21 protein-coding genes are annotated in these 22615 nt (G+C 40.4%); 13 read left to right on the plus strand and 8 right to left on the minus strand.

Translation table 11 applies throughout. The features are described from left to right. Positions 1 to 78 precede the first annotated feature (78 nt). On the minus strand, positions 79 to 1269 hold the full coding sequence (gene megL / locus CSV68_RS00835; RefSeq protein WP_099632790.1) for a methionine gamma-lyase: 1191 nt from the start codon (positions 1267 to 1269) through the stop codon (positions 79 to 81). Positions 1270 to 1636: 367 nt separating this feature from the next. Between megL and rpsD the strand changes: the two genes are divergently transcribed. The 5 genes from rpsD (at position 1637) to CSV68_RS00860 (ending at position 5592) form a co-directional block, all read left to right on the plus strand. Next, positions 1637 to 2239: a 30S ribosomal protein S4 gene (gene rpsD / locus CSV68_RS00840; protein WP_099632789.1), complete on the plus strand. Its 603-nt coding sequence runs from the start codon at positions 1637 to 1639 to the stop codon at positions 2237 to 2239. A gap of 748 nt (positions 2240 to 2987) precedes the next feature. Beyond that, complete coding sequence (locus CSV68_RS00845; protein ID WP_099661247.1) at positions 2988 to 3521, plus strand: hypothetical protein; 534 nt, start codon at positions 2988 to 2990, stop codon at positions 3519 to 3521. Positions 3522 to 3605: 84 nt separating this feature from the next. After that, complete coding sequence (locus CSV68_RS00850; RefSeq protein WP_099661248.1) at positions 3606 to 4310, plus strand: hypothetical protein; 705 nt, start codon at positions 3606 to 3608, stop codon at positions 4308 to 4310. 126 nt (positions 4311 to 4436) lie between these two features. Beyond that, positions 4437 to 4898: an ImmA/IrrE family metallo-endopeptidase gene (locus tag CSV68_RS00855; protein ID WP_158233474.1), complete on the plus strand. Its 462-nt coding sequence runs from the start codon at positions 4437 to 4439 to the stop codon at positions 4896 to 4898. 16 nt (positions 4899 to 4914) lie between these two features. Next, on the plus strand, positions 4915 to 5592 hold the full coding sequence (locus CSV68_RS00860) for a hypothetical protein (RefSeq protein ID WP_099661250.1): 678 nt from the start codon (positions 4915 to 4917) through the stop codon (positions 5590 to 5592). Here CSV68_RS00860 and CSV68_RS00865 read toward each other — a convergent pair whose 3' ends face one another. Further along, positions 5593 to 6309 (minus strand): hypothetical protein, encoded by a 717-nt coding sequence (locus CSV68_RS00865; protein WP_099661251.1) that lies wholly within the window; start codon positions 6307 to 6309, stop codon positions 5593 to 5595. A 329-nt stretch (positions 6310 to 6638) separates the two neighbouring features. On the opposite strand from CSV68_RS00865, the gene CSV68_RS00870 reads away from it, so the two are divergent. Then, the gene (locus tag CSV68_RS00870; RefSeq protein ID WP_099661252.1) at positions 6639 to 7079 is read left to right on the plus strand and encodes a tyrosine-type recombinase/integrase; all 441 of its coding nucleotides are present in this window, start codon (positions 6639 to 6641) and stop codon (positions 7077 to 7079) included. A 27-nt stretch (positions 7080 to 7106) separates the two neighbouring features. Next, positions 7107 to 7520 carry a site-specific integrase gene (locus CSV68_RS00875; protein WP_233192839.1) on the plus strand — a complete coding sequence of 138 codons (414 nt, stop codon included), beginning with the start codon at positions 7107 to 7109 and terminating at the stop codon, positions 7518 to 7520. A 574-nt stretch (positions 7521 to 8094) separates the two neighbouring features. Here CSV68_RS00875 and CSV68_RS00885 read toward each other — a convergent pair. Next, positions 8095 to 8766 (minus strand): hypothetical protein, encoded by a 672-nt coding sequence (locus tag CSV68_RS00885; protein WP_099661255.1) that lies wholly within the window; start codon positions 8764 to 8766, stop codon positions 8095 to 8097. A 452-nt stretch (positions 8767 to 9218) separates the two neighbouring features. Continuing rightward, positions 9219 to 9422: a hypothetical protein gene (locus CSV68_RS00890; RefSeq protein ID WP_099632777.1), complete on the minus strand. Its 204-nt coding sequence runs from the start codon at positions 9420 to 9422 to the stop codon at positions 9219 to 9221. 266 nt (positions 9423 to 9688) lie between these two features. Here CSV68_RS00890 and CSV68_RS00895 point away from each other — a divergent pair, with 266 nt between their 5' ends. Then, positions 9689 to 10096, plus strand: coding sequence for a hypothetical protein (locus CSV68_RS00895; protein WP_099661256.1), 408 nt, complete (start codon positions 9689 to 9691; stop codon positions 10094 to 10096). Between the two features lie 192 nt (positions 10097 to 10288). Here CSV68_RS00895 and CSV68_RS00900 read toward each other — a convergent pair whose 3' ends face one another. Continuing rightward, on the minus strand, positions 10289 to 10609 hold the full coding sequence (locus CSV68_RS00900) for a hypothetical protein (protein ID WP_099661257.1): 321 nt from the start codon (positions 10607 to 10609) through the stop codon (positions 10289 to 10291). Between the two features lie 15 nt (positions 10610 to 10624). After that, positions 10625 to 11890 (minus strand): tyrosine--tRNA ligase, encoded by a 1266-nt coding sequence (gene tyrS / locus CSV68_RS00905; protein ID WP_099632774.1) that lies wholly within the window; start codon positions 11888 to 11890, stop codon positions 10625 to 10627. 371 nt (positions 11891 to 12261) lie between these two features. Here tyrS and CSV68_RS00910 point away from each other — a divergent pair, with 371 nt between their 5' ends. From CSV68_RS00910 to CSV68_RS00925, 4 genes are all read left to right on the plus strand, one after another. After that, positions 12262 to 15219, plus strand: a complete 2958-nt coding sequence (locus CSV68_RS00910) for a transglycosylase domain-containing protein (RefSeq protein WP_099661258.1) — start codon at positions 12262 to 12264, stop codon at positions 15217 to 15219. Between the two features lie 265 nt (positions 15220 to 15484). Further along, positions 15485 to 16117 carry a GNAT family N-acetyltransferase gene (locus CSV68_RS00915; RefSeq protein WP_099632772.1) on the plus strand — a complete coding sequence of 211 codons (633 nt, stop codon included), beginning with the start codon at positions 15485 to 15487 and terminating at the stop codon, positions 16115 to 16117. Positions 16118 to 16132: 15 nt separating this feature from the next. Further along, positions 16133 to 16777: an acetoin utilization AcuB family protein gene (locus tag CSV68_RS00920; RefSeq protein WP_099632771.1), complete on the plus strand. Its 645-nt coding sequence runs from the start codon at positions 16133 to 16135 to the stop codon at positions 16775 to 16777. Next, positions 16774 to 17928 (plus strand): acetoin utilization protein AcuC, encoded by a 1155-nt coding sequence (locus CSV68_RS00925; protein WP_099661259.1) that lies wholly within the window; start codon positions 16774 to 16776, stop codon positions 17926 to 17928. The genes CSV68_RS00920 and CSV68_RS00925 overlap by 4 nt, the downstream gene beginning before the upstream one ends. Positions 17929 to 18053: 125 nt before the next feature. Here the strand turns inward: CSV68_RS00925 and ccpA are convergent, their stop codons facing one another. Together ccpA and CSV68_RS00935 are read right to left on the minus strand one after the other, a co-directional pair. Next, complete coding sequence (ccpA, locus tag CSV68_RS00930) at positions 18054 to 19055, minus strand: catabolite control protein A (protein ID WP_099632769.1); 1002 nt, start codon at positions 19053 to 19055, stop codon at positions 18054 to 18056. 134 nt (positions 19056 to 19189) lie between these two features. Next, positions 19190 to 20272, minus strand: a complete 1083-nt coding sequence (locus CSV68_RS00935; RefSeq protein WP_099632768.1) for a bifunctional 3-deoxy-7-phosphoheptulonate synthase/chorismate mutase — start codon at positions 20270 to 20272, stop codon at positions 19190 to 19192. 165 nt (positions 20273 to 20437) lie between these two features. Here CSV68_RS00935 and CSV68_RS00940 point away from each other — a divergent pair, with 165 nt between their 5' ends. Then, positions 20438 to 22573: a cell division protein FtsA gene (locus CSV68_RS00940; protein ID WP_368665166.1), complete on the plus strand. Its 2136-nt coding sequence runs from the start codon at positions 20438 to 20440 to the stop codon at positions 22571 to 22573. The last annotated feature ends 42 nt before the right edge of the window (positions 22574 to 22615 follow it).

Here is a 22615-nt window from a genome sequence, read left to right on the forward strand (position 1 = left end):
AATCGTTGTCAAACGTAACATTAGAGATCCTATTACAAAAAGCGAGCTCCCCGATATGGGACGCTCGCTTTTTTCAATTCAAATGGCTTCAAACGCTTGATCTAAGTCTGCCATGATGTCATCCATATGCTCTAAACCTACAGATAAGCGTAATAACGTATCCGACACGCCCATCTTCTCCCGATCTTCTTTCGGCACAGCTGAGTGTGTCATCGTCGCTGGGTGCTGCATGAGCGTCTCTGCGTCCCCTAGACTAACCGCCAACTTGATGAGCGATAAATGATTCAACAACTTCTGCGCATCCTCTTTTCCACCTTTAATCGTAAAGGAAATCAATCCTCCACCCGTTTTCATCTGCTTCTTCGCAATCGCATACTGCGGATGCTGATCGTCAAACGGATAAAATACTTCTTCTACTTTCGGATGCTTCTGTAAATAGTCAAAAATAATCTTAGCATTGGCCGAATGTCGATCCATTCGAATAGGCAATGTTTTAATCCCACGCAACAACAGCCACGCATCGAATGGTGAAATGATACCACCGAAATCTTTTTGCACTGTACCACGAAGTTTGGCCATGTCGTCTGCATCTTTACCTACGAGCAGCCCTGCGATCACGTCACCGTGCCCATTAATGTATTTCGTCGCGCTATGCAACACATAATCTACGCCAAATGTTAAGGGTGTTTGGATGTAGGGCGAGCAAAATGTATTGTCCACTACCACTTTCAAATTATGACGCTTCGCTACATTGACTACAGCTTCAAGATCAACTAGCTCCATTGTCGGATTGATTGGCGTTTCTACATATATACATGTAGTCTCAGGCTTCACCGCTTTTTCAATCTCTTGTTCTGTCTTCATGGAAATTAAATCATGCGTAATATTATACTTCTCTTCTAATATTTTTAAGAATCCGAATGTGCAACCATAAATTCCGCGAGAGCAAATCACATGATCATTGGCTTTTGTTAAATGAACGAGCACTGCACTGACCGCTGCCATACCGGATGCAAATGCAAGTCCCGCAGCGCCCTCTTCCATCTTGGCAATACGTTCTTCAAGCACAGCGACCGTCGGATTTCCTAAACGAGAATAAATATTCCCCGCTTCTTCGCCAGCAAAACGCCGCTCTCCTTGTTCAGCCGAATCAAATACATACGTTGAGGTTTGATACAGTGGCACAGCCAGACTTCCTTGATGATCTTTGCTGTCATATCCTTCATGAATCATGGCCGTCTCTTTATGCCAGTTGTTATTCTTTTTCATGCTGATTCCTCCTTGTTATAACGTATTCAAATTATTATGAAAGCGCTTTAGTCTAGTGTACATCGATTGTTTGAAAAACGAAAGAGCTATATCCTCTGCCTTTTTGTAAAGTGAAATAAAATCCTCTAATCCAACTTCCAAAAATGAAATGCTTGACCAATAGTCAATAAATTGGTATGCTATGCTTTGTGTAAAATATTCGCAGCAGTTATGTGTTCTATTTTGTCCAGTCTATTCCTTTTTAAAGGTGCACCACGTAACCTCGAGGCTGCAGGGGCGAAGTTGCAAGATTATAGAATGGCAGATGGATTGAACATATCTGGTCTTATTTTACAACAAAATAAAACCAACAGAGGAGGAGTCTCTCATGGCTCGATATACAGGTCCATCTTGGAAACTGTCACGCCGTTTAGGTATCTCACTAACAGGCACTGGTAAAGAAATTGAAAAGCGTCCATACGCACCAGGACAACACGGTCCAAACCAACGTAAAAAACTTTCCGAATACGGAATGCAATTACAAGAAAAACAAAAACTACGCTTTATGTACGGAGTGAACGAACGTCAATTCCGCACACTTTTCAACAAAGCTGGTAAAATGCAAGGTATTCACGGTGAAAACTTCATGATCCTTCTTGAAGCTCGCTTGGATAACGTTGTGTACCGCATGGGTCTTGCACGCACTCGTCGTGCAGCTCGTCAGCTAGTCAACCACGGTCACATCTTGGTAGACGGCAAGCGCGTTGACATCCCTTCATTCGCAGTAAAAACTGGTTCTGAAATCTCTCTTCGTGAGAAATCTCAAAACTTGACTGCTATCGAAGAAGCACTAGAAGTGAACAACTTCGTTCCAGATTTCGTAACTTTCGATAAAGATACGAAAAAAGGTACATTCGTACGCCTTCCAGAGCGCGGCGAATTAGCTGCTGAAATCAACGAAGCATTGATCGTTGAATTCTACTCTCGTTAATAACAAGGAAACCCCGTTGGCTGAGATGTTTATCTCGGCTGGCGGGGTTTTTATATTTCAAATCGCAAATGCCCCTACTAAAAAATACTAATCTATTCTAAATAAGTTTTTAATCTGTAATGTTGCAAATTCTTTTAGAACTTCTAAAGGAACTGAACCGATCTCCATCCTTTTATTCTTAATACCTTCTTTGATTTTTTCTAAAATTTTTTTATTTACATAATCTACTTGCCCTAGCAATCGTAAATGATATTAAACTTCTTCTTTTCTCCGACCATCCGGAATTTTTAGAGTTCGCTAAAAACACCAAACTGTTATGTAAAATCCTTTTGTGTGATATTTCCTTTGTTTAGAACCTGTTTAACACTTTCATGAATGTTTAGATTCATGGCCTACATTTATATATAAATCAAGAAGCTCAATCTAATTAACATTCTCACTTCGTATAATTTGTTAGATTTGTAAAACCTTTGTATATTTTGTGTATTCCTATCAAAAATTGTTATACAATAGTTATATATGGAAGGATTAATTATACAATTAGGCCACGGGCTTCGTTAGTTACGTGAAAAATGAGGATTGAAACAAACTGAGTTTACCGAAAGAAATGAGCATTCTTAATCAGAAAGTCTCTAATTATAAGAAAGGATTTAGATAAGTTGACAATTATGGATCTAGTGCAAATCCGGCTTTCGCTGTGAGTCTTAATTACACGTTAATCATCCTTTCGTTGTCCAGGAGGTATTTCATGAAGTTATACAAAGAGGCGGCTAGAGTTGAAAGTTATTTAAGTCCTGAGATAAAAGATTATAAAAGGATAGTAGATTTACTTCACGTCACTGAAGACTATCTGAATCTAACTGTACTTCAAAGAAAACGTCTAAAGGTTTTTGATGAAACCGATTTTGAAGCGTTAGATGATAAACAACAAGAACAAGAATTTCTTTTGTATTTTGGTGACATCCATTTCTTATTTAGCTGCGCGCATAAATTCATGATGCTTGCTGAAAGATTAATAAAGCAACTGCGGATTGAAAAGACTCCTTACTTTTGCGAATTGAAAAAGTATCATGCAGACAGCCGTAATCATTTTGAGCATATTGATGAAAGAATTGATAGACACCCAATTTACAGAATGGCATTTAGCACGGTTATAAATAATCGAATGACAGTTAACGAAATTGATTACGATGTTTCTGATGAAGTGCTCACACCATTGTACTTTATTTACGAGTATATTATAAAGAATATAGATGATAAGTACGGTTATACCACGGTATAAGTAGCCGTGTTTATAACTACATACTTCATAGTAGTATTTCACTAATTTACGTATTCGAGACAAATTACTCAGGGGGTGATTTAAATGGAAAAGAAAACGAAAAAGCCTTTTTATAAGCGTTGGTGGTTTATAGGTTTTTTTACAATTGTAGCGCTAGGATTTGTAATGGACTTATTTGAGTCGGAGGAATCAAAACAAGCTAAATTAGATGAAGAGATTTCTATCCAGCAAGAAAGAGAAGAAAAGAACGAAGAAAGAGCAAAATCGCAAGAAACGCGTAAACAAGAAGTGGCTTTAGAATTGGAAAAACAGCAGAATGATGAGATAAAGGAAAAAGAGAGACTAGCAAATCGTTCGATAGATCAGAAGCTAGCTGAAGATATTGAAGATATAGACACGGCCACGCTTTCAGAAGATGGAATACTGACACTAGAACAAGAAGCGAAAAACTATTGGGATGAAACGGCTATTTTGGAACAAAACGTTTACAGTTTATTTGAAGCTGCAGGAGAAGGTTTTAGTGACCCCTCTGTCAATGTAGTGAAGATGGTAATCACTACCGGAATGGTAGACAACAAAGGAAACGAATCTTTAGAGGACATCGTGAAATTTAACTACACCAAAAACTCCTTTGAAGAGCTAAATCTTAAGAAGTTTTTAGAGATATCTTATAGTCAGACTTGGAGAATATTGAATGAGTCAGACACTTACTGGATTCATCCAGGTATATATAAGAATGTAAAAGCGGATTACACAAAAAACTTACAATATGGATTAACTAAACAATGATTAAATAAAGGTTGTGAGATCTATGCAGCTAAGAAACCACACCGATTACTGTGAGGAACGGGCCGACAAGGTCCTCTCCCACTTTTCTTATACATATCCAGATGAAATCGATTTGTATGACATCTGTTGGCGTTACGGTATCCGAGTGTTGCCCTTGGACTCTCCTTAGAAGGAATAGCAATTAATAAACATCTAAAGGCTTTCTCTATACCGAAGGATCATGCACGACGCGGCACCATCTTCATTAAAGATGGTTTGGACGCTATTGAAAAGAAACTGTTGCTTGCGGAAGAGTTCCGTCACCTATATGCGCATTACCAGTCGCAACTCAGTTTGGATCAATACACTATTGGCAAGTGTGAGAATCAGGCGAAGCGTATGGCTGCCTATCTGCCAATGCCAGGACGATTCATTGAAGATGTGTATGCCGACGCGTACGAAGCGCCTGTAGTGATCTCGGACATTGCAGATTACTTTCTGGTGACAGATGAAACGGCTGCTTATCGGATAGAATTGGAGTTTCAGCATAAGCTGGATGGGTTTGTGGCATCGCGTGGGAAGTTAGGGACATTGGAGTGGATTGATTAGAACAGGAGGCATTAACTTGGCTAAATCATTTTTAGTTTGCAAAACTAACATTTTTAAAGTAGAAGATTATCTAATACCGACTCAATTACAACTTGAGGAACTTGAAGACGAAGGTACAGCTCAAATTTCCTTGAGTATGAATCATAAAAGTTTCCACTTAGGCTTTGATCAATATTTATGCCATTATGATTACGTTCACAATAAATCTGGAATTGTATTCAATAGACCATTCACGCATTACTTCGAACCTATGCAATTTTACACTTATTATAATAATGAAAACAATTTAGCGTTAATACAAACAAGAACAGAAGCAGCCATTGATTTTAAAAAAGAAATTAATCGTACCAAAGAATACAATTTGTCTACAGTAGTAATGAACTTTGAAAAAATGATTCCTTTAATCACAGAAGTGGCTGGCGCATGGATTGCCGATTTAAATCGTGCTCACTTAAAAACAGCAGGTTACTTTGGCCCTGACGTCCATAAAAGCGAAGAGTATAAGGAAGCAGCTTCGGAAGGGAATGTCTCGTCCATAATGATGAAGTATATCAGTCAGAGTACGGGCAACGAACACACTATTAATATTTCAAAAAAAGGCTCATTAACAATTTATGATACACTTCCTACACTAGAAGAGGAATTGGACATTGTAAACGAAATATACTTAAAGTTAATAAAACCCCACCTATAATCAGCGTGGGGATAACGATAGGTATTCTTCTGAAAAGCTTCTAAAAGATTGGAGACTTTCAGTATGCAATTCAATTGATGTTTTATTAATTGAGACTCTTTCACCATCAACTTTAAATTTCACGTTGAATGTATTTACTTCATTTGCGTTTAGTCTTCTAACGAAGAAGCCGAAATAAGGATTGTACTCTTTGAAGTCAATCGTCAAGTAGTAATCACTCTTATCTTCCTTGAGTACTCTTGACAGGCTTTCCAGCAAGATTCCGATTTCTTTTTGAATTATAGTCTTGGATCTTCTATATGATACTTCTAGGTCTTCGACAATTAAACGAATTTGATGAGGACTGGTTACAACTTCATAGGACAAAGTTTTGATTTTGTATATTTTTCTAGCATTACTTAGCTGTATTATTTTATAATCTGTTGATTTCGAACAAAATATTTTATCAATTTCCTTAAAGATATCTTTATCAAATTCCCCCGTAAACTCCACTTGCATATTCCATATACAATCAGGATTTTTAGCAATAAACCACATGTTTTTTATCTTCATATAAAATCGTTCAGATTGATTCCAAGTCAATTGCACAGCAAAAAGTAACCAACCAGCGATAATAGTTCCATTCGTGTAAAATGAATTAGGATTTTTGAGAATTGATATAATCGCAATAATAATAGAAGCTCCCCATACAGCGATTAGAATGGTTTTCTTGTTCAAATTGCGACCCCCTTTCAGTTTACATTATATATTTATTGTAATTCAGAAAATGACATTTAGCAATGTTTCGCTTATACTTACAGAACATACATTCTCAAAAGGAGATGATTCCTTATCACCCCCCACAGCGTCTGTCCACGTAAATAAAGGATGATAATGATGAGCAAAAAGAAAACAGATAAACCAGTACGTGTGGATTCAAAAAAAGAACCTGAAGTGTTCAGCTATCTGAATGTGAAAGGTAAAAAGCTCTAGGGATTCCGGTATCGCTATTATGATGCGCTTGGTAAACGTCGTGAGCAAGGTCAGCAGGCTTAGCAACTGAAAAGATGGCGTTGCTTAATCTATCGGAAGTAAAGTCTGATTTAATTAATGCCCACATCCATCGTATTGATCAATCAAACGTGACCATTTCGCAATGGTTAGATGTATGGTTCGAAACATATCAAAAAGATTGGAAAATCACCTCAAAGTTGCAGCGTGCAAATGCTATCAAATATCAGATGAAACCCCTTCTCGGAAAATACAAACTAATGTCTTTGGATAAGTCCACATACAAACCTGAGTTCATTGACGTCCTGTTAAAGAAATATGAACCTGGTACTGTTCAATTATTTCATAGACTATTCAAGATAGCGATCAACGCTGCAGTAGAAGATGAGATTATCGTTCGGAACCGTTTCAATAATATCACTATTGAAAGTGGTAAGAAGAAAGATAACTTCTATACGGCTGATGAGCTGCTTGTTTTTCTTGAATCCGCAATATGACTGGAGAATGTCGCGAATTACACGTCCATCCTTACCTCAGCCTACACTGGATTACGTCGTGGTGAGCTACAAGGTCTCAAAAGGTCAGATATAGACTTCAGTGAAAAGCTATTGACTGTCAGTCACACAAGAGATCGATATGGTGATAGAATGCCGAAAACGAAAAGAAGTTATCGGACCATCCGTAATGATGATGTGCTGATTAGCCAACTGGAATCATACCGTAAATGGTGCATCCAGAAGAAGCTATGGATTGGCAAGCAGCATGAAGTAAAAGACAATGTATTTATCTCTTATCAGGATGGCACCCCTATCGCTGATAACACTTTGAATTATCGTTTTGGAAGAATCAATAAGCAAGTTGATTTAAAGAAAATCACACCGCACGGATTACGTCATACACATGCCACGATTTTAATTAGCCAACGGGTATCCCTGTAAACTATTGCAGACAGATTAGGAAACCCTGTTGGCTGAGTTTTCCATCTCGATTGGCGTAGTTTTTTATTCACAAATTCATTATCTACTCTGTCCACCCATCACAAAATATACGTTTTTTCATATTCTCCTATTCATTCAAATATAATCACCTAGGAGGTGTTTTTTGGGATGGAAACAAAAGGTTGGCAGTTGAACTTGCTAAAGCTTTAATCCAGAATAACCATGTAAAGTCGGTTTTCAATAAGAGATACGACAGCGATGCAAACATCATTGTATACACCATTGAAGATAACGAGTTTTCTTTTAACGATATCGTTTTGCATTTTGAAGAGTGTCTAAAGAAATCTAAAGAATATCACTAGAGCCTTGGATGACTCTTTTACTAATGAAAATACATCTTACTTTACAGGTGCTTCTTGGGGGTGTTATACGTAATTGTATCTTAATGCCCTTTTTCAGTTTTATCCCCTTTGGTCAAAGTGTTAACCGTTTATGTCGAGTACTTGCGCGCTAAACTTTCATGTTTTGTTTAAACATTCATGATTTCGCCTCACATTTTTTTCATCAATTTTCTTTAGTAATCATACTCCCCCATCTCCACTTCAAATATCCCTTTCACTTCCACCGAAGCCACACCACCATAATGAACATAACCCGTCTCCGGCCAATAAAGCGATCGGGTCATAGTCCCGTCTACTAGCTCAATTCCAAAAAACACTCGCTTTCCTTCCGTCGCTCTTCTATCCGGTTCATACGGCATGATCAGCAACTCTTCAATCAGCTGCTCTGCATGCTCATCCGAAAATTCCCCAATGAACGATAAATCTTGCTCGCTTTGTAAAATGACTCGCTGTACCTTCCCTTCTATATCTAAAAAATCTCCAACTGTTTCAGCCGTATCCGATTCAGTGACTTCGTATACCTTACCGTCCGCTATAATTCGAAATGCCGGATCATATCCTTTCATTGCGAATACTTTCGTCCCTTTCGGCAAGTAAGCAGCATCTCCATTTTTCGACTGATGATTGGCACTTGCATGGCCATCCAACATATACTTCACTTCTCCTACTTCTTCAGTAGTTTCCCAGTCCTTTTCAAGCTCGTTCATTTCATAGTTCGCTTCATACGTCGCATCATTCCATTTCACAAAATCTACCCAGTCAATAATCGTGTTCTGCGAGGATGGGTTGATAGAGCAAGCTGTCAGCAATAATAAAACAGGAAGTAGCAGCATTCTTTTTGTCATAATTCTCCACTCCTTTTAAACGTAGACGTAGATTGTGACTTCAAGTTACAAAATACCACCAGGTTAGCTTTGCACACTATATAGAGCTGAGAAGCAAAAAGGATACTAGGTGTAAAAAGTTTTCTCAGCCGAAAAGGAATCGAGAAATACTCGACGTCGAGATGCTTCTCGACAATATCTTTATTCTTTAGTTCTTAAGTTCTTTGGTTATAGGCCGTACCAATATGATACGATGTGTCGTTTCACATTGATAGGCACCTTCGTTTCAAAATGAAACATCCGTCGTACCATTTTGAAACGTGCTAAAAAGCTATATGTACATGTGGTTTTTTATTATATGATGCATGGAAGCAAATCTTCTTTATGAGGAATTAAAAAATATATAAAAAAAGAACGTCCCAAGAAAGGACGCTCCGAATTAATATTTCACAAAAGTTTTATACTTCTGTTGTTTATGATCTGTCTTCTACAATTGAAACATATTTTACGTCTCTATAAAAGAAACAATATAACGTTCCTTTACTATCTGTAAAAACAATATCATTGCTTCGAGAACTTGTCGCCATCCCTAACGCATCTTCTTGATCTTCTGCTTCAACGATTCTGACAATACTTTCAGCGCCTGCAAAGTGGTAATGTACTCTGTATTTTTTCAAACTTCTCACTTCCCTCTATCTACAGTATTCGACATAGAGAAGGAAAACCCTTTTAAGTTGAGGATGTGAGCGCTAAGTTTTTGTGCTTTCTTGAACGTTTAGGGTTGTCATCACCCAAATAACTCCGATAGAAATATACCAGACACGAATATACGTTCTGTACAAATTGTTTAAAACATGATATGATAGACATCAAATATACAATAAGCAAATTTAATTTAGATATCTATTAAAAAACACATACAAAAACTATGAGGAGGTATTATATGACGGATCGAGACCTTCTAGAACTTATGGTTAATAAAATGACGAACATGGAACAGGTTTTATCCGTCTTTAAAAAAGATATTAAAGATGAGTTTTCTTCTTTAAAAACCGATTTCTCTTCACTAAAACCTGATATTTCTTCATTAAAAACTGATGTCTCTTTACTAAAAACGGACGTCTCTTTACTCAAGTCGGATGTTGCTTCCATTAAAGAAGAACAAAGATTTATGAAACAGGCTATATTTGAACTTGATGCACGCTCCATTTCGACTGATGAGAAAATTGACGCTTTAACCGAAAACGTCTCACGGAATACAGAAAAATTAGATGAAATGCACATGACTCAACGCCTTGTTAATGATCACGATACAGACATTCGCATCATCAAAAAAATGTTAATACAATAAGCACACAATAAAGTAGAGTGCCTATGAGGTAATCAGTTATAGCTGTTTTACCACATAGGTACTTTTACTAAAATTTGCTATTTCATTTATATTCCCTTCCCTATATCAACAGAATTACTATTTCCAACATAAAAAGACACCTCCGAAGAGATGCCTTTTCATCAACTATTAATTCCGTAACGTATCATAAATTCAATCCATGATACTCACTAGGAAACCTTCATGCTTATCTAAAGCGGCTGATGCAGCTTCCACGATGTTTTCAGATCGCATAGCGGTCGCTTGCTTGTTCGCTACATTCCACAGTGTAAAAGCTTCAACCAGTTCTTGATGCTCAATCGCGAAAATGTTTGGTGGCGTTTCTTCTTTAATGGTTGTCGTTACAGTAGTAAATCGCTTAGCGGCGCGTTTAACACCTTCTGGGCTATCCTCTTCCACCGCATCGATCATTTCATTAATCGCGTCGCCTATTAAACCTAACGTCATCGCGTACATCATATACTCTTTTTTCAATTTATGATCTCCCAGTTAAACAAACTTCACCATACTATATTTCTTTTTCCCACGTCTCACAATAGTGAATGCGTCTTCCAAGCGTTGCTCTGCCCCTACCGTGAATGCCGTATCTGTAATGCGCTCTCCATTGAAGGAAATGGCACCGTTAGTTACGTCTTCACGCGCTTGACGTTTCGATGGAGATACACCCGCTTGTACAATGAAATCGACGATGTTTTGATCCACTTTTTCCATTTCTACAGTCGGTACGTCTTTAAACGCATCTTTCATTTCAGTAGCTGTTAATGCTTTTAAGTCACCGCTAAATAGTGCTGCAGAAATACGTAGTGCTTGATCTAGTGCGTCTTGACCGTGAACTAGGCGCGTCATTTCTTCTGCCAACGTCTTCTGTGCTTTACGTAAGTGTGGCTCTTCTTGTACGGATACTTCAAGTGCTTCAATTTCTTCACGGCTTAGGAATGTGAAGATTTTCAAATATTTCACAACGTCCGCGTCTGCTGCGTTAATCCAGAATTGGTAAAACTCATATGGAGAAGTTTTCTTCGCATCAAGCCATACTGCACCGCCAGCAGATTTACCGAATTTCGTGCCATCCGCTTTCGTTACTAACGGAATTGTGAATCCGTATGCTTGTACTTCTTCGTCATGCATTTTGCGGATGACTTCTAGACCTGTCGTAATATTCCCCCACTGATCGGATCCACCGATTTGCACACGGCAGTTGTGGTTATCAAATAAGTGATTAAAGTCTGCACCTTGCATCAACATGTACGAGAATTCCGTGAACGAAATCCCTTGATCTAGACGAGACGCCACATTATCTTTTGCTAGCATGTAATTGACGCTTAGCAATTTACCGTAGTCACGCAAAAATTCGATCAATGACATGGAACCGATCCAGTCATTATTATTTACTAGCTTCGCACCATTTTCTGTTTGAAAATCAAAGATCATTTCTAGTTGCTTTTTGATTCCGCGAACATTGTCGTCTACTTGATCTGTCGTCTGCAATTGGCGTTCTTCAGAGCGTCCAGATGGATCCCCGATCATCCCTGTAGCGCCACCGATCAATAGAATCGGTTGATGTCCGTGTAACTGGAAGCGACGCAGTGTCAGCAACGGTACGATATGACCGATGTGCATACTATCTGCTGTTGGGTCTACCCCACAGTATAGAGAAATTTTCTCGTCTGTTAGAAGCTTTTCAAGTCCTTCTTCATTCGTCTGCTGGTATAGCAAACCTCTCCAACGTAAATCATCCATTAATTCATTCGACATTTTTTATTTCCTCCTATTTTCAACATAAAAAGTCCCCACACGATCAATAAATGATCATGCAGGGACGTTAGTTGAGTAATTCATAACGCGGTACCACCCGGCTTGAGAGTAAACACTCTCCGGCTTTGAGGCGCTAGTAACGTTGCGCAAAACGTACACTCCAAAACTGTAATTCATGTATAGTGCACCGAACAGCTTCCACCAACCGCTGTCTCTCTAGGACGGAACTCACTACCACTACTTCGGTTTCTTCGACATGTAATTTCGTATGAGTTCAATTTTACCTATCTTCCAATGAAAGTCAACAATTAATGCATATTTCCTCTTGAATCTGTGATATAATGAGAAAGATTTTTGGGGGGAGAAAAACTTTGAATAACGAAAAGAATAATAGAATTAAGCAACTTGAAGATAAGTTTGAACAAGCGAAAAAAGAGCCTTGGGCCAAAAAACTTCGCATCGGTACCGGCGTACTTTGGAACTTGTTTATTTTACTCATTATCTTCGCCGTCATTGGGGCCGTATTTGCGAGTTCAGTTGGTGCAGGCTATTTCGCTTCTCTCGTTGCGAAAGAACCGTTACGAACGAAAGAAGAACTTCGAGACCAGGTGTTTACTTATGAAGAAACATCTGAAATGTTCTTTGCAGACAGTATTTATCTAGGCAAGATCAACTCGGACATCGAGCGCCGACAAATTACGCTAGATAAAGTTTCACAGTATGCACTGGACGCTGTGCTTGCTACTGAGGATGAATATTTTGAAGAACACAAAGGTGTCGTGCCAAAAGCGATATTCCGTGGCGTGTTCCAAGATGTTACGAACTCAGACAGTCAAACGGGTGGATCAACACTCACACAGCAATTAGTCAAAAACCAGATTCTGACGAATGAAGTATCGTACGAACGTAAAGCCAAAGAAATCTTGCTAGCTATGCGTTTGGAACACTTCATGACGAAGGATGAAATTCTCGAAGCTTACCTGAATATCATTCCTTATGGTCGTGATGTTTCGGGACAGAATATCGCAGGTATCGAAACAGCCGCACGCGGTATCTTCGGCATTAAAGCCGCTGATTTAAGTTTGCCGCAAGCTGCATATATTGCGGGTATTCCACAAGCACCTTATACATACACGCCCTTCTACAGTAAAAATCAAGGGATTAAAGAACGGGAAAAACTTATGTACGGTGTTAACCGAATGAAAACGGTATTGTTCAGAATGCGTGATGCAGGTTATATTACGGACGCAGAATGGAAGGAAGCAAAGGCTTACGATGTAACGAAAGACTTCAGACAACCTTCACGCCGTGCGACGGAACGTTATCCGTATGTCACACAAGAAATTCAAAATCGTACCATCGAAATTTTAGCTAAAGTATTAGCTGAAAAAGATGGCATCGACGCGGACCGTTTTGAAGGTGATTCCAAGATCAAAGAAAAATACGAAATCATGGCAGACCGTTCCATGCGAACAGACGGCTATCGTATCTTCTCTACGATCAACAAAGAGCTGTATGACAAAATGAATGAAGTGGCTGACAGCTTCCAGTACTACGGATATACGTATACATCCGAAACAGTAGATGACGAATCAGGCAAAACGATTACGAAACAAAATCCTGTACAGGTCGGTGCCTCGTTGATCGAGAACCATACAGGGAAAGTCCTATCATTCGTCGGTGGACGTGATTATGAACTCGAAGCATTAAATCACTCCACACAAGCATACCGACAAAATGGATCTTCTATGAAACCATTATTGGTTTATGCACCCGCTATTGAATATGGCGTGATTGGTGCAGGGAGTCCGCTAGTCGATGTGAAGTTTAGAAGAGGGACCTATGCACCTGGTAACTACTTCGACCGTGAGCTTGGAGTATTGCCAGCGCGTGAGTCACTAGCACGTTCACAAAACTTATCTACTATACGTCTATATGACCAGATTATAGATAGAAACCCAATTGATTTTCTTAAGAAAATGAAATTCAAAAATGCTACAGATCAAGCAGGTAGTGGTCTTTCTGCAGCATTAGGAACGATGGATGTCACTGTAGAGGAAAACACAAATGCTTTCGCTACATTTGCCAATGGCGGTCAATTCATTGAATCGTATATGATTGAACGAATTGAAGACATGAAAGGTAATATAGTATTCGAACACAAAGCGGAACCAGTCGAAGTGTTCAGCCCGGAAACTTCTTATATCATCACCGATATGATGCGTGATGTACTAAAAGGAAACGGTACGGCTGCAAGATTACCTGGCCTCATGAATATTCGTCCAGATTTAGCTGCCAAGACAGGAACATCCCAGCATTACGGTGATGCTTGGCTAGTCGGCTATAATCCAAATGTATCGCTTGGTGTGTGGATGGGTTATAAAAACAGAAATACTCCGTTATATCACGGCTACAACAGTGGTCAAATGCATCCATCAGAACGGACAGCACGATTGTACGGACAATTGATGAATACAGCCAATACCGTGATACCAGAAACGATTAAAGCAAGAGATACCTTTAAGCGCCCTAACGGCGTTGTCACACGTTCATTCTGTGGCATTTCAGGACTCGCTCCTTCTGCTGCATGTTCATCAGCAGGACTCGTTCGATCGGATTTATTTAATTCGAAAAAGATGGTTCCATCAAAAGCGGATGACAGTATCGTTTCATCAGCGGCTGTTCGAGTAAATGGAAAACTATATCAGGCGTTAGCTTCTACTCCTCGTGAATTTGTCACGTCTGGTGGCATTGGCGTAACTTCTGAATATGGAAAGCGGATGCTTGGACGTTTAGGTGGAGATGCTTCTAAACTACTTGCAGGTCGTGGCAGTTATTCAAGCAGTGTCGCAGGCGGCACATTCCCTGCTGACAATGTACCACCAGCAGCCGTATCGGCAGGACAAAATGGTTCAGTTCTTACATGGACCGGCTCCTCTTCAAATGATGTAATTGGTTATTACATTTATCAGAACGGTGCTAGAATCGGTACGGTTCATGACGGAGCTTCTAGATCGTATAAAGTCGGATATGGTTCTTACTATGTGCGCGCAGTTGATATTACCGGCCAACTATCAGGGCCTTCAAACACGGTAACAAATGCTGCACCTGCACCAAAAGCAGAGCCGAAATCAGATACGAATTCTGGAACAAAACCAGGAACTAATCCAGAAACGAAACCGGATGCAAAACCGGAAACAGATGCTGAATCAAAACCAGATTCGAAACCAGAAGCTACACCCGAATCTAAACCAGAACCAAAACCAGAAGCAAAGCCGGAAGCTACACCTGAACCAAAGCCAGATGCAGCTCCTGCAGCAAAAGAATAACGCACAAGCCGGATTACAAGGTGAAATTGTAATCCGGCTTTTTTTGTCTATAAAAAATGTGTGGAAAGTAATAAAACTCCCCTCTTCATTACTTTCCACACTTTTTACTAATCCATTATAATTACCGACAATTCAGTGATTTTAATGATAATAATATACTTTTCCACCCTATCAATTGTATACTTAACAAAGAGCAACACGTGCCGAACTTACAACTAGTACTTGAGCGTACAATGGATAGAAATATTAGGAAGAGGTGAACTGTGTGGAACATAAAAAGACCTACTTTTCCAGATCATTTCCGCATGACGAAGGGGAACTGGTCATTGAAGGGCCCGTTTCACCAGAGCGATTGGCGGCGTTCGAATTTCACGAAGGACTAAAAGCATTCCGTCCATCTAAACAACAACAAGAAGCATTGGTGAAAATCGCTGCGTTTCCTGAAGGTCGAATCAATGTAGCGAGAATCGATAATATGGTCGTTGGGTACGTTACCTATCTATATCCCGATCCACTCGAACGCTGGTATGAAGCAAACATGGATAATTTAATTGAACTAGGTGCCGTTGAAGTAGTTGCTGCCTATCGTGGTGCACGCATCGGCAAATCTTTACTGGAATTATCGATGCTCGATGATGCGGTGGAAGATTATATTATTATTACAACCGAATATTATTGGCATTGGGATTTGAAAGGAACTGGGTTGACAGTATGGGAGTATCGTAAAATGATGGAGAAAATGATGCGTGCAGGTGGCATGGAATTTTTCTCAACCGATGATCCAGAAGTTAGCTCCCATCCCGCAAATGCACTAATGGCGAGAATTGGAAAACGAGTCGATCAAGAATCCATCGAACGTTTTGATCGTGTGCGTTTCAAAAATCGTGTTAATTACTGAAAGTGAGGAATGATCATGCTAATACAGGACATTATGAAAACAGATGTGATTACGCTTAATTCTACGCATACGATTGCAGATGCGGTACAACTGATGAAGGAAAAACGAATCCGCCACATCCCTATTGTGAAAGATGGGCGGATAGAAGGACTAGTTACAGATCGTGACGTCAAAGAAGCCTCTCCTTCCAGCATTTCAGAGAGATTGGAACCTTCACTTTATGAAACAACACTTGATAAAATTATGAAAACCGACTTATTGATTGGACATCCGCGAGACTTTGCGGAAGAAGCTGCGTTAATGTTTTATACGTATGAAATCGGTTGTTTACCAATCGTTTCTAATTATCAGCTAGTCGGAATTCTTACTAAAACAGATTTACTCTATAACTATATTGAATTAACAGGTGCCAATCAGCCAAGTTCGCATATTCAAATTCGCGTTCCAAACACGCCTGGTATTTTATATGAAGCATCTAAAGTATTTCACGACCACAATACGAATGTGCTAAGTGTACTGGTTTATCCTTATCAAGATAATGAAGAGTACAAAATTCTAGCGATCCGCATCAAACGAATGAATCCTCTTCCGATCATCGAAGGATTAAAAGAGCAAGGATTCGAAGTTCTTTGGCCAAGTGAACCGGAGATGGGCGTATGAAAAAACAAGCGAGTTTTATCTTTTCTCCCGACCAACTAAACTATGAATTTTCGGATACCCACCCGTTTAATCAGAAGCGAATCATTTTGACAAAAGATTTACTAGATAACATGAATACGATCAAACCTGAAGAAATCGTGATTCCGCGCACAGCGACAGACGAAGAATTGCTTCTGGCTCATGACGCAAAGTATATCGAAATCGTGAAAAAAGCGAGTAAAGGTGATGTTAGCGAAAACATCGGTAGTATATACGGAATCGGTACCGAAGATACACCATTCTTCACTGGCATGCATGAAGCGAGCGCATTGCTCGTCGGTGGTACTCTTACAGCAATTGAAGAAGTAATGGAAGGCCGTTCCAGATACGCGCTGAACCTCGGCGGCGGCTTGCATCACGGATTCCAAGGGAAAGCTTCTGGCTTTTGTATTTACAATGATAGTTCAGTAGCTATCAAATACTTACAGCAAAAATATGGCGCTCGCGTATTATACGTAGATACCGATGCGCACCATGGCGACGGCGTGCAATGGACGTTTTACGATGATCCAAATGTCTGTACATTCTCGATCCATGAAACAGGTCGCTACTTGTTCCCTGGTACAGGTAATGTAACTGAACGAGGCAATGGCGCAGGTTATGGCACGTCATTCAACTTCCCTATCGACGCATTTACGGAAGATGAATCATTCCTACATATCTATAAAACGGCCTTGCGGGAAGTAGCAGAACACTTCAAGCCAGACGTTATTCTTACCCAAAATGGAGCAGATGCGCACTACTTCGATCCATTAACGCATCTGTATAGCACCATGAAGATTTACGAAGAAATTCCGAAACTAGCAAAAGAACTCGCAGAAGAATTCTGTGATGGGAAGTGGATTGCAATAGGCGGTGGTGGATACGATATATGGCGCGTAGTACCGCGCGCATGGTCTCATCTATGGCTGACTATGAAGGACATCCCAACACCAACCGGACGCCTGCCAGAAGCCTGGCTAAACAAATGGCAACCTGAATCCCCTGTTCCTCTTATTGAGACGTGGGAAGACCCTGAGGACCTATACGAGCCAGTCCCTCGTAAACATGACATCAATGAAAAAAACGAGCAAATGCTAACGAGAGCGTTGCACGTCATTCGAAAAGCATAATAAAAAGCAACTTATCGCGAAGATAAGTTGCTTTTTTATCTTGATGTTTTCAAAAATAAGGTAGTAGTGCTCAAAGTTCTGAACACAATACCCGTTACTCTTCGTCGCAGGAGGCAACTCCTACCTTACTTCTTAACCGACTGCCGCTCTTCCAAATAATAAGGTAAAACAACTTCGGTCTCTTCTACTTCTTCCTTATTCATCAACTTCGTCAACAAACGCATCGATACGGCACCTAAGTCATACAATGGCACCACAATCGCAGTCAGCTGCGGACGAACAATACGCGCAAGAATAGAGTGCTGGAAACAAATAATCTCTAAATCCTCAGGTATTCTAAGATTCTCATCACGCACACCATTCATAATACCAATTGCAACTTCGTCACTGCTCGTCATGACAGCCGTTGGACGGTCAGACAACTTACCTAGCACATTCCAGCTTTCGTAAGCATCATCATACGTATTGTCGGTTTCCACGATCAATGACTCATCGATCATCATCCCCGCTTCTTCCAACGCACGAATATACCCAACACGCTTGCACACACGATTAATGTCACGCGTAAACGGTCCCGAAACAAATGCAATACGCTTGTGGCCATTGTCGATTAACTTCTTAGTTACTTCATATGCGGCTTGTTCATGATCAATATTGACAGAGGGTAAGTTGTTTTCAAAATCCAACGTCCCTGCCAAGACGATTGGAACGTTCGCTGTTTTCATTTCTTTACGTACTTCAGGTGAAATAGAATCACTCATGAAGATCAGTCCATCTACTTGCTTACCTAAATGATCTTCAAACAACTCAACCTCTCGAGAGGTACTCTTGTCGGAATTCGAGATGATAATATTGTACTCATACATCGTGGCCACGTCTGCAATCCCTCTGGATAGCTCTGCGTAGTAACTCTTGGACATATCCGGGACAATTACTCCGATCGTGGTAGTACGCTTACTAGCTAGTCCACGAGCGACGGCGTTTGGCCGGTATCCCAATCGTTCAATACAGTCCAATACTTTTTTGCGAGTCGCCGGCTTCACGTTTTGATTGCCGTTCACTACACGTGAAACCGTTGCCATCGATACGTTCGCTTCTCTTGCTACATCGTAAATAGTGATCGCCATTTTTGCTCCTCCTGTCTTTATTCTTTACTAGTATACCGTGTTCTACTGGACTTTTGTGTTTTTCTGTACAGAATTCCGTCATTCTATACAGAAAAACACCGACCTTTACGAATAAAGGATCGGTGTTGGATGTTTTAGATCGTTTGGTGTGTGTTCATGAAGCGAGTAATCTCTTCGTAGAACTTGTCAAACTGCTCAATATCCATTTGCTGCGCTGAATCCGATAATGCTACGGCTGGATCCGGATGAACCTCTGCCATAACGCCGTCTGCTCCTACTGCAATTGCTGCTTTCGCTGTCGGAAGCAATAAATCTTTACGGCCAGTGGAGTGTGTAACGTCCACGAATACCGGTAAGTGCGTTTCTTGCTTCAAGATGGGAACAGCAGAGATGTCCAGCGTGTTTCGAGTTGCCGTCTCATATGTACGAATTCCTCGCTCACATAGCATAATCTCCGTATTACCTTTAGATATAATATATTCAGCTGCATTGACGAACTCAGAAATCGTTGCAGACATTCCACGCTTTAGAAGTACTGGCTTATTGACCATTCCAGCTTCTTTCAGCAATTCGAAGTTCTGCATATTACGTGCACCGATTTGGATTACATCGATATATTCGAGTGCTTCCTCCAAGTGTGACGGTGTAATGATTTCTGTGACGATAGAAAGTCCAGTTTCATCCGCAACTCGCTTTAGAATTTTTAAACCTTCCAGGCCTAAACCTTGGAAATCATATGGAGATGTACGTGGCTTGTAAGCTCCTCCACGAATCATCGTTAATCCTTTTGCTTTGATTGACTTGGCAACTGCCAAAACCTGCTCGTAAGATTCTACTGCACAAGGTCCAAATACGAAAGATGGATGTCCGTCTCCGATTTTATGGCCGTTTACGTCAACAATCGTGTCTTCAGGTTTTCTAGTACGGGATACGAGCAATGCATTCTTCTGCTCATCTTGCTGTACTTCAAGTGCTGACATGAAAATAGATTTAAATACCTGTTCAAGGATACCGTCTGGTAAAGGACCAATGTTTGCCTTCTTTAAGACGTTGAGCATCTCGCGTTCGCGAACCGGATCATATCTATTAACACCTTGCTTTTCTTTTAACTTACCAATTTCTTGGATAACGCCTGTACGTTCGTTGATCAATTTAAGTATATCTAGGTTCAACTGATCAATAGTACCTCTCAACTCACCTAAATCTTGCTTGCTCATAATACCTGTCTCCTCCCCGTACATATCTTCCTTTGCTAACACCGGAATCTATGGTACATTTTTATATAATAGACCTAGTATAATGAATACTCATAGAAAAGTCACGCAATTTCATCGAATAAATAAATATTCACTATTTTCACATAGAAAAAACTTGAAAAGAGGTTGGAAATCCTGGTTACTAAGTTATTCGCTCTTGATATCGGGACTCGCTCCGTTGTGGGCATTATACTGGAAGAACATAACGATTCATTCCATATTGTAGACTTGATTTCTAAAGAACATAAAGAGCGATCGATGATTGATGGACAAATACATAATATTTTAAGCGTGGCGTCTATTATTCAAGAAATTAAGGAAGAATTGGAACAAACTCATGGTCCTCTGAAACATGTCAGTGTTGCGGCAGCTGGTCGTTCATTGAAAACAGCAGAAGGAACTGTGACGGTAGATATTTCAGATCGTACATTGGTATCAAAAGAGGATATTAACCGATTGGAGTTATTAGCTGTCCAACATGCACAGGAAAAATTACTAGCCGCTCATCAATCGCAAGAGGATGATCACTATTATTGCGTAGGTTATTCAGTCTTATATTATAAATTGCAAGATGAAAAGATCGGTAGTTTAATAGATCAAACCGGGAAATCAGCGACTGTAGAAGTCATTGCTACATTTTTACCACGTGTAGTGGTGGAATCCTTACTCGCCGCCTTACAGCGTGCCGATTTAGAAATGGAAGCTCTAACGCTTGAACCGATCGCAGCTATTCATGTGCTCGTTCCTCCTTCTATGAGAAGATTGAACATCGCATTAGTTGATATTGGCGCTGGCACATCAGATATTGCCATTGTTAGAGAAAACACCGTGACGGCTTATGGAATGGTACCTGTGGCGGGAGACGAAATGACCGAAGCACTAAGTTCACATTACTTGCTCGATTTTCCTTTAGCTGAACAATTGAAACGTCAAATCCATGATCAAGAGATCTTGACGGTTCAAGATATTTTAGGATTCGAACAAGAAATACCTTCACAAGAAGTGATCGATGTCATTAGACCGTCAGTGAAACATCTCGCGTTATCCATCGCCAATGAAATCAAACGCTTGAATCACAACTCCTCTCCACAAGCCGTCATGATTGTCGGAGGTGGAGGGTTAACGCCTACACTGACAAAAGAAGTGAGTATGCAACTAGATCTTCCGGAAAATCGGGTAGCCATTCGAAGTCTCGACGCACTCTCAGGGGTTACACTCGCTGATCATATCGAAGCTTCTCCTGCACTCGTTACACCCATCGGTATTGCGATCGCAGCGCAAAGAGCGCCGATTCATTATATTTCCCTAACCGTCAACGAGCAGTCCATTCGATTATTCGAATTAAAAGAGCTTACTGTAGGTGACACGCTACTCGCGGCCCGCATTACTGCCCGTCAGTTATACGGTAGACCTGGACTCGCACTAACCGTAAAAGTAAACGGACAATGGAGAACACTTCCTGGCGAGCACGGCTCACCTACGACCATCTTGTTAAACGGCGCTGAAGCAGGCACGAAGGATCGGGTAGGTAACCAAGACCATGTTGAGCTATTGTTCGGCAAAGACGGTACAGACGCCTCAGCGACAGTCAGGGACTTGGTAGAGGCGCCTGAACCTATTCATTATCAGCTAGACGGAGTGACACGGACGGTTATAGGTGAAATTTTACTCAATGGAAAGACTGTGACAATGGATACGGAGATTGCTGATCGAGAAGAACTGACAGTGTATGCAGCGAATAGAATACGAGATGCGATAACCTCTCATGTAAGTCCGGGAACAGATTCGTTCACTGTTACATGGAACGGAACCCCCCACCGTCTGAGGAAGCGTGAGACCGTCTACATTGCAAACGGACAAGAAGTATCAGACCAATATGAGATTTGCGCGAACGATATCATTGAAACGCTGCAACCTGCCTCCCTTTCCTTAAAGGAAATAGCAAGGGATTTAGATATCGTTCTAGAAGAGCGCGCCGATGTTACATTCAATGAAGAACCCGTGGTGATCAAAAAACCACGTACTGCCGCTTATGTAAACGGACAACTGGCGAACCTTGACTACCAAGTACAATGTAACGATCAGGTTGAATTCAAATCGTTATCCAATTCGCCTATACTATTCAGTGACATATTTTCATTCACTGATTTTTCATTACCCTCTCAATCTACGGCCGCCTATCGATTAATGCGGAATGGCGAATCCATTCGCTTCAATGAATTGATATTCGGCGGAGATCAACTTGAGATTATATTTGAATAAAAGCTACGCCTTGCGGAAATCGCATGGCGTAGCTTTTTCTAT

The organism is Sporosarcina sp. P29, assembly GCF_002743265.1.
GTDB lineage: Bacteria > Bacillota > Bacilli > Bacillales_A > Planococcaceae > Sporosarcina.

Excerpts from the sequence above, each read along its gene's own strand:
- megL (WP_099632790.1), bottom strand. The coding sequence starts at position 1,269 with ATGAAAAAGAATAACAACTGGCATAAAGAGACGGCCATGATTCATGAA.
- rpsD (WP_099632789.1), top strand. The coding sequence starts at position 1,637 with ATGGCTCGATATACAGGTCCATCTTGGAAACTGTCACGCCGTTTAGGT.
- CSV68_RS00845 (WP_099661247.1), top strand. The coding sequence starts at position 2,988 with ATGAAGTTATACAAAGAGGCGGCTAGAGTTGAAAGTTATTTAAGTCCT.
- CSV68_RS00850 (WP_099661248.1), top strand. The coding sequence starts at position 3,606 with ATGGAAAAGAAAACGAAAAAGCCTTTTTATAAGCGTTGGTGGTTTATA.
- CSV68_RS00870 (WP_099661252.1), top strand. The coding sequence starts at position 6,639 with ATGGCGTTGCTTAATCTATCGGAAGTAAAGTCTGATTTAATTAATGCC.
- CSV68_RS00885 (WP_099661255.1), bottom strand. The coding sequence starts at position 8,766 with ATGACAAAAAGAATGCTGCTACTTCCTGTTTTATTATTGCTGACAGCT.
- CSV68_RS00895 (WP_099661256.1), top strand. The coding sequence starts at position 9,689 with ATGACGGATCGAGACCTTCTAGAACTTATGGTTAATAAAATGACGAAC.
- tyrS (WP_099632774.1), bottom strand. The coding sequence starts at position 11,890 with ATGTCGAATGAATTAATGGATGATTTACGTTGGAGAGGTTTGCTATAC.
- CSV68_RS00920 (WP_099632771.1), top strand. The coding sequence starts at position 16,133 with ATGCTAATACAGGACATTATGAAAACAGATGTGATTACGCTTAATTCT.
- CSV68_RS00925 (WP_099661259.1), top strand. The coding sequence starts at position 16,774 with ATGAAAAAACAAGCGAGTTTTATCTTTTCTCCCGACCAACTAAACTAT.
- ccpA (WP_099632769.1), bottom strand. The coding sequence starts at position 19,055 with ATGGCGATCACTATTTACGATGTAGCAAGAGAAGCGAACGTATCGATG.
- CSV68_RS00935 (WP_099632768.1), bottom strand. The coding sequence starts at position 20,272 with ATGAGCAAGCAAGATTTAGGTGAGTTGAGAGGTACTATTGATCAGTTG.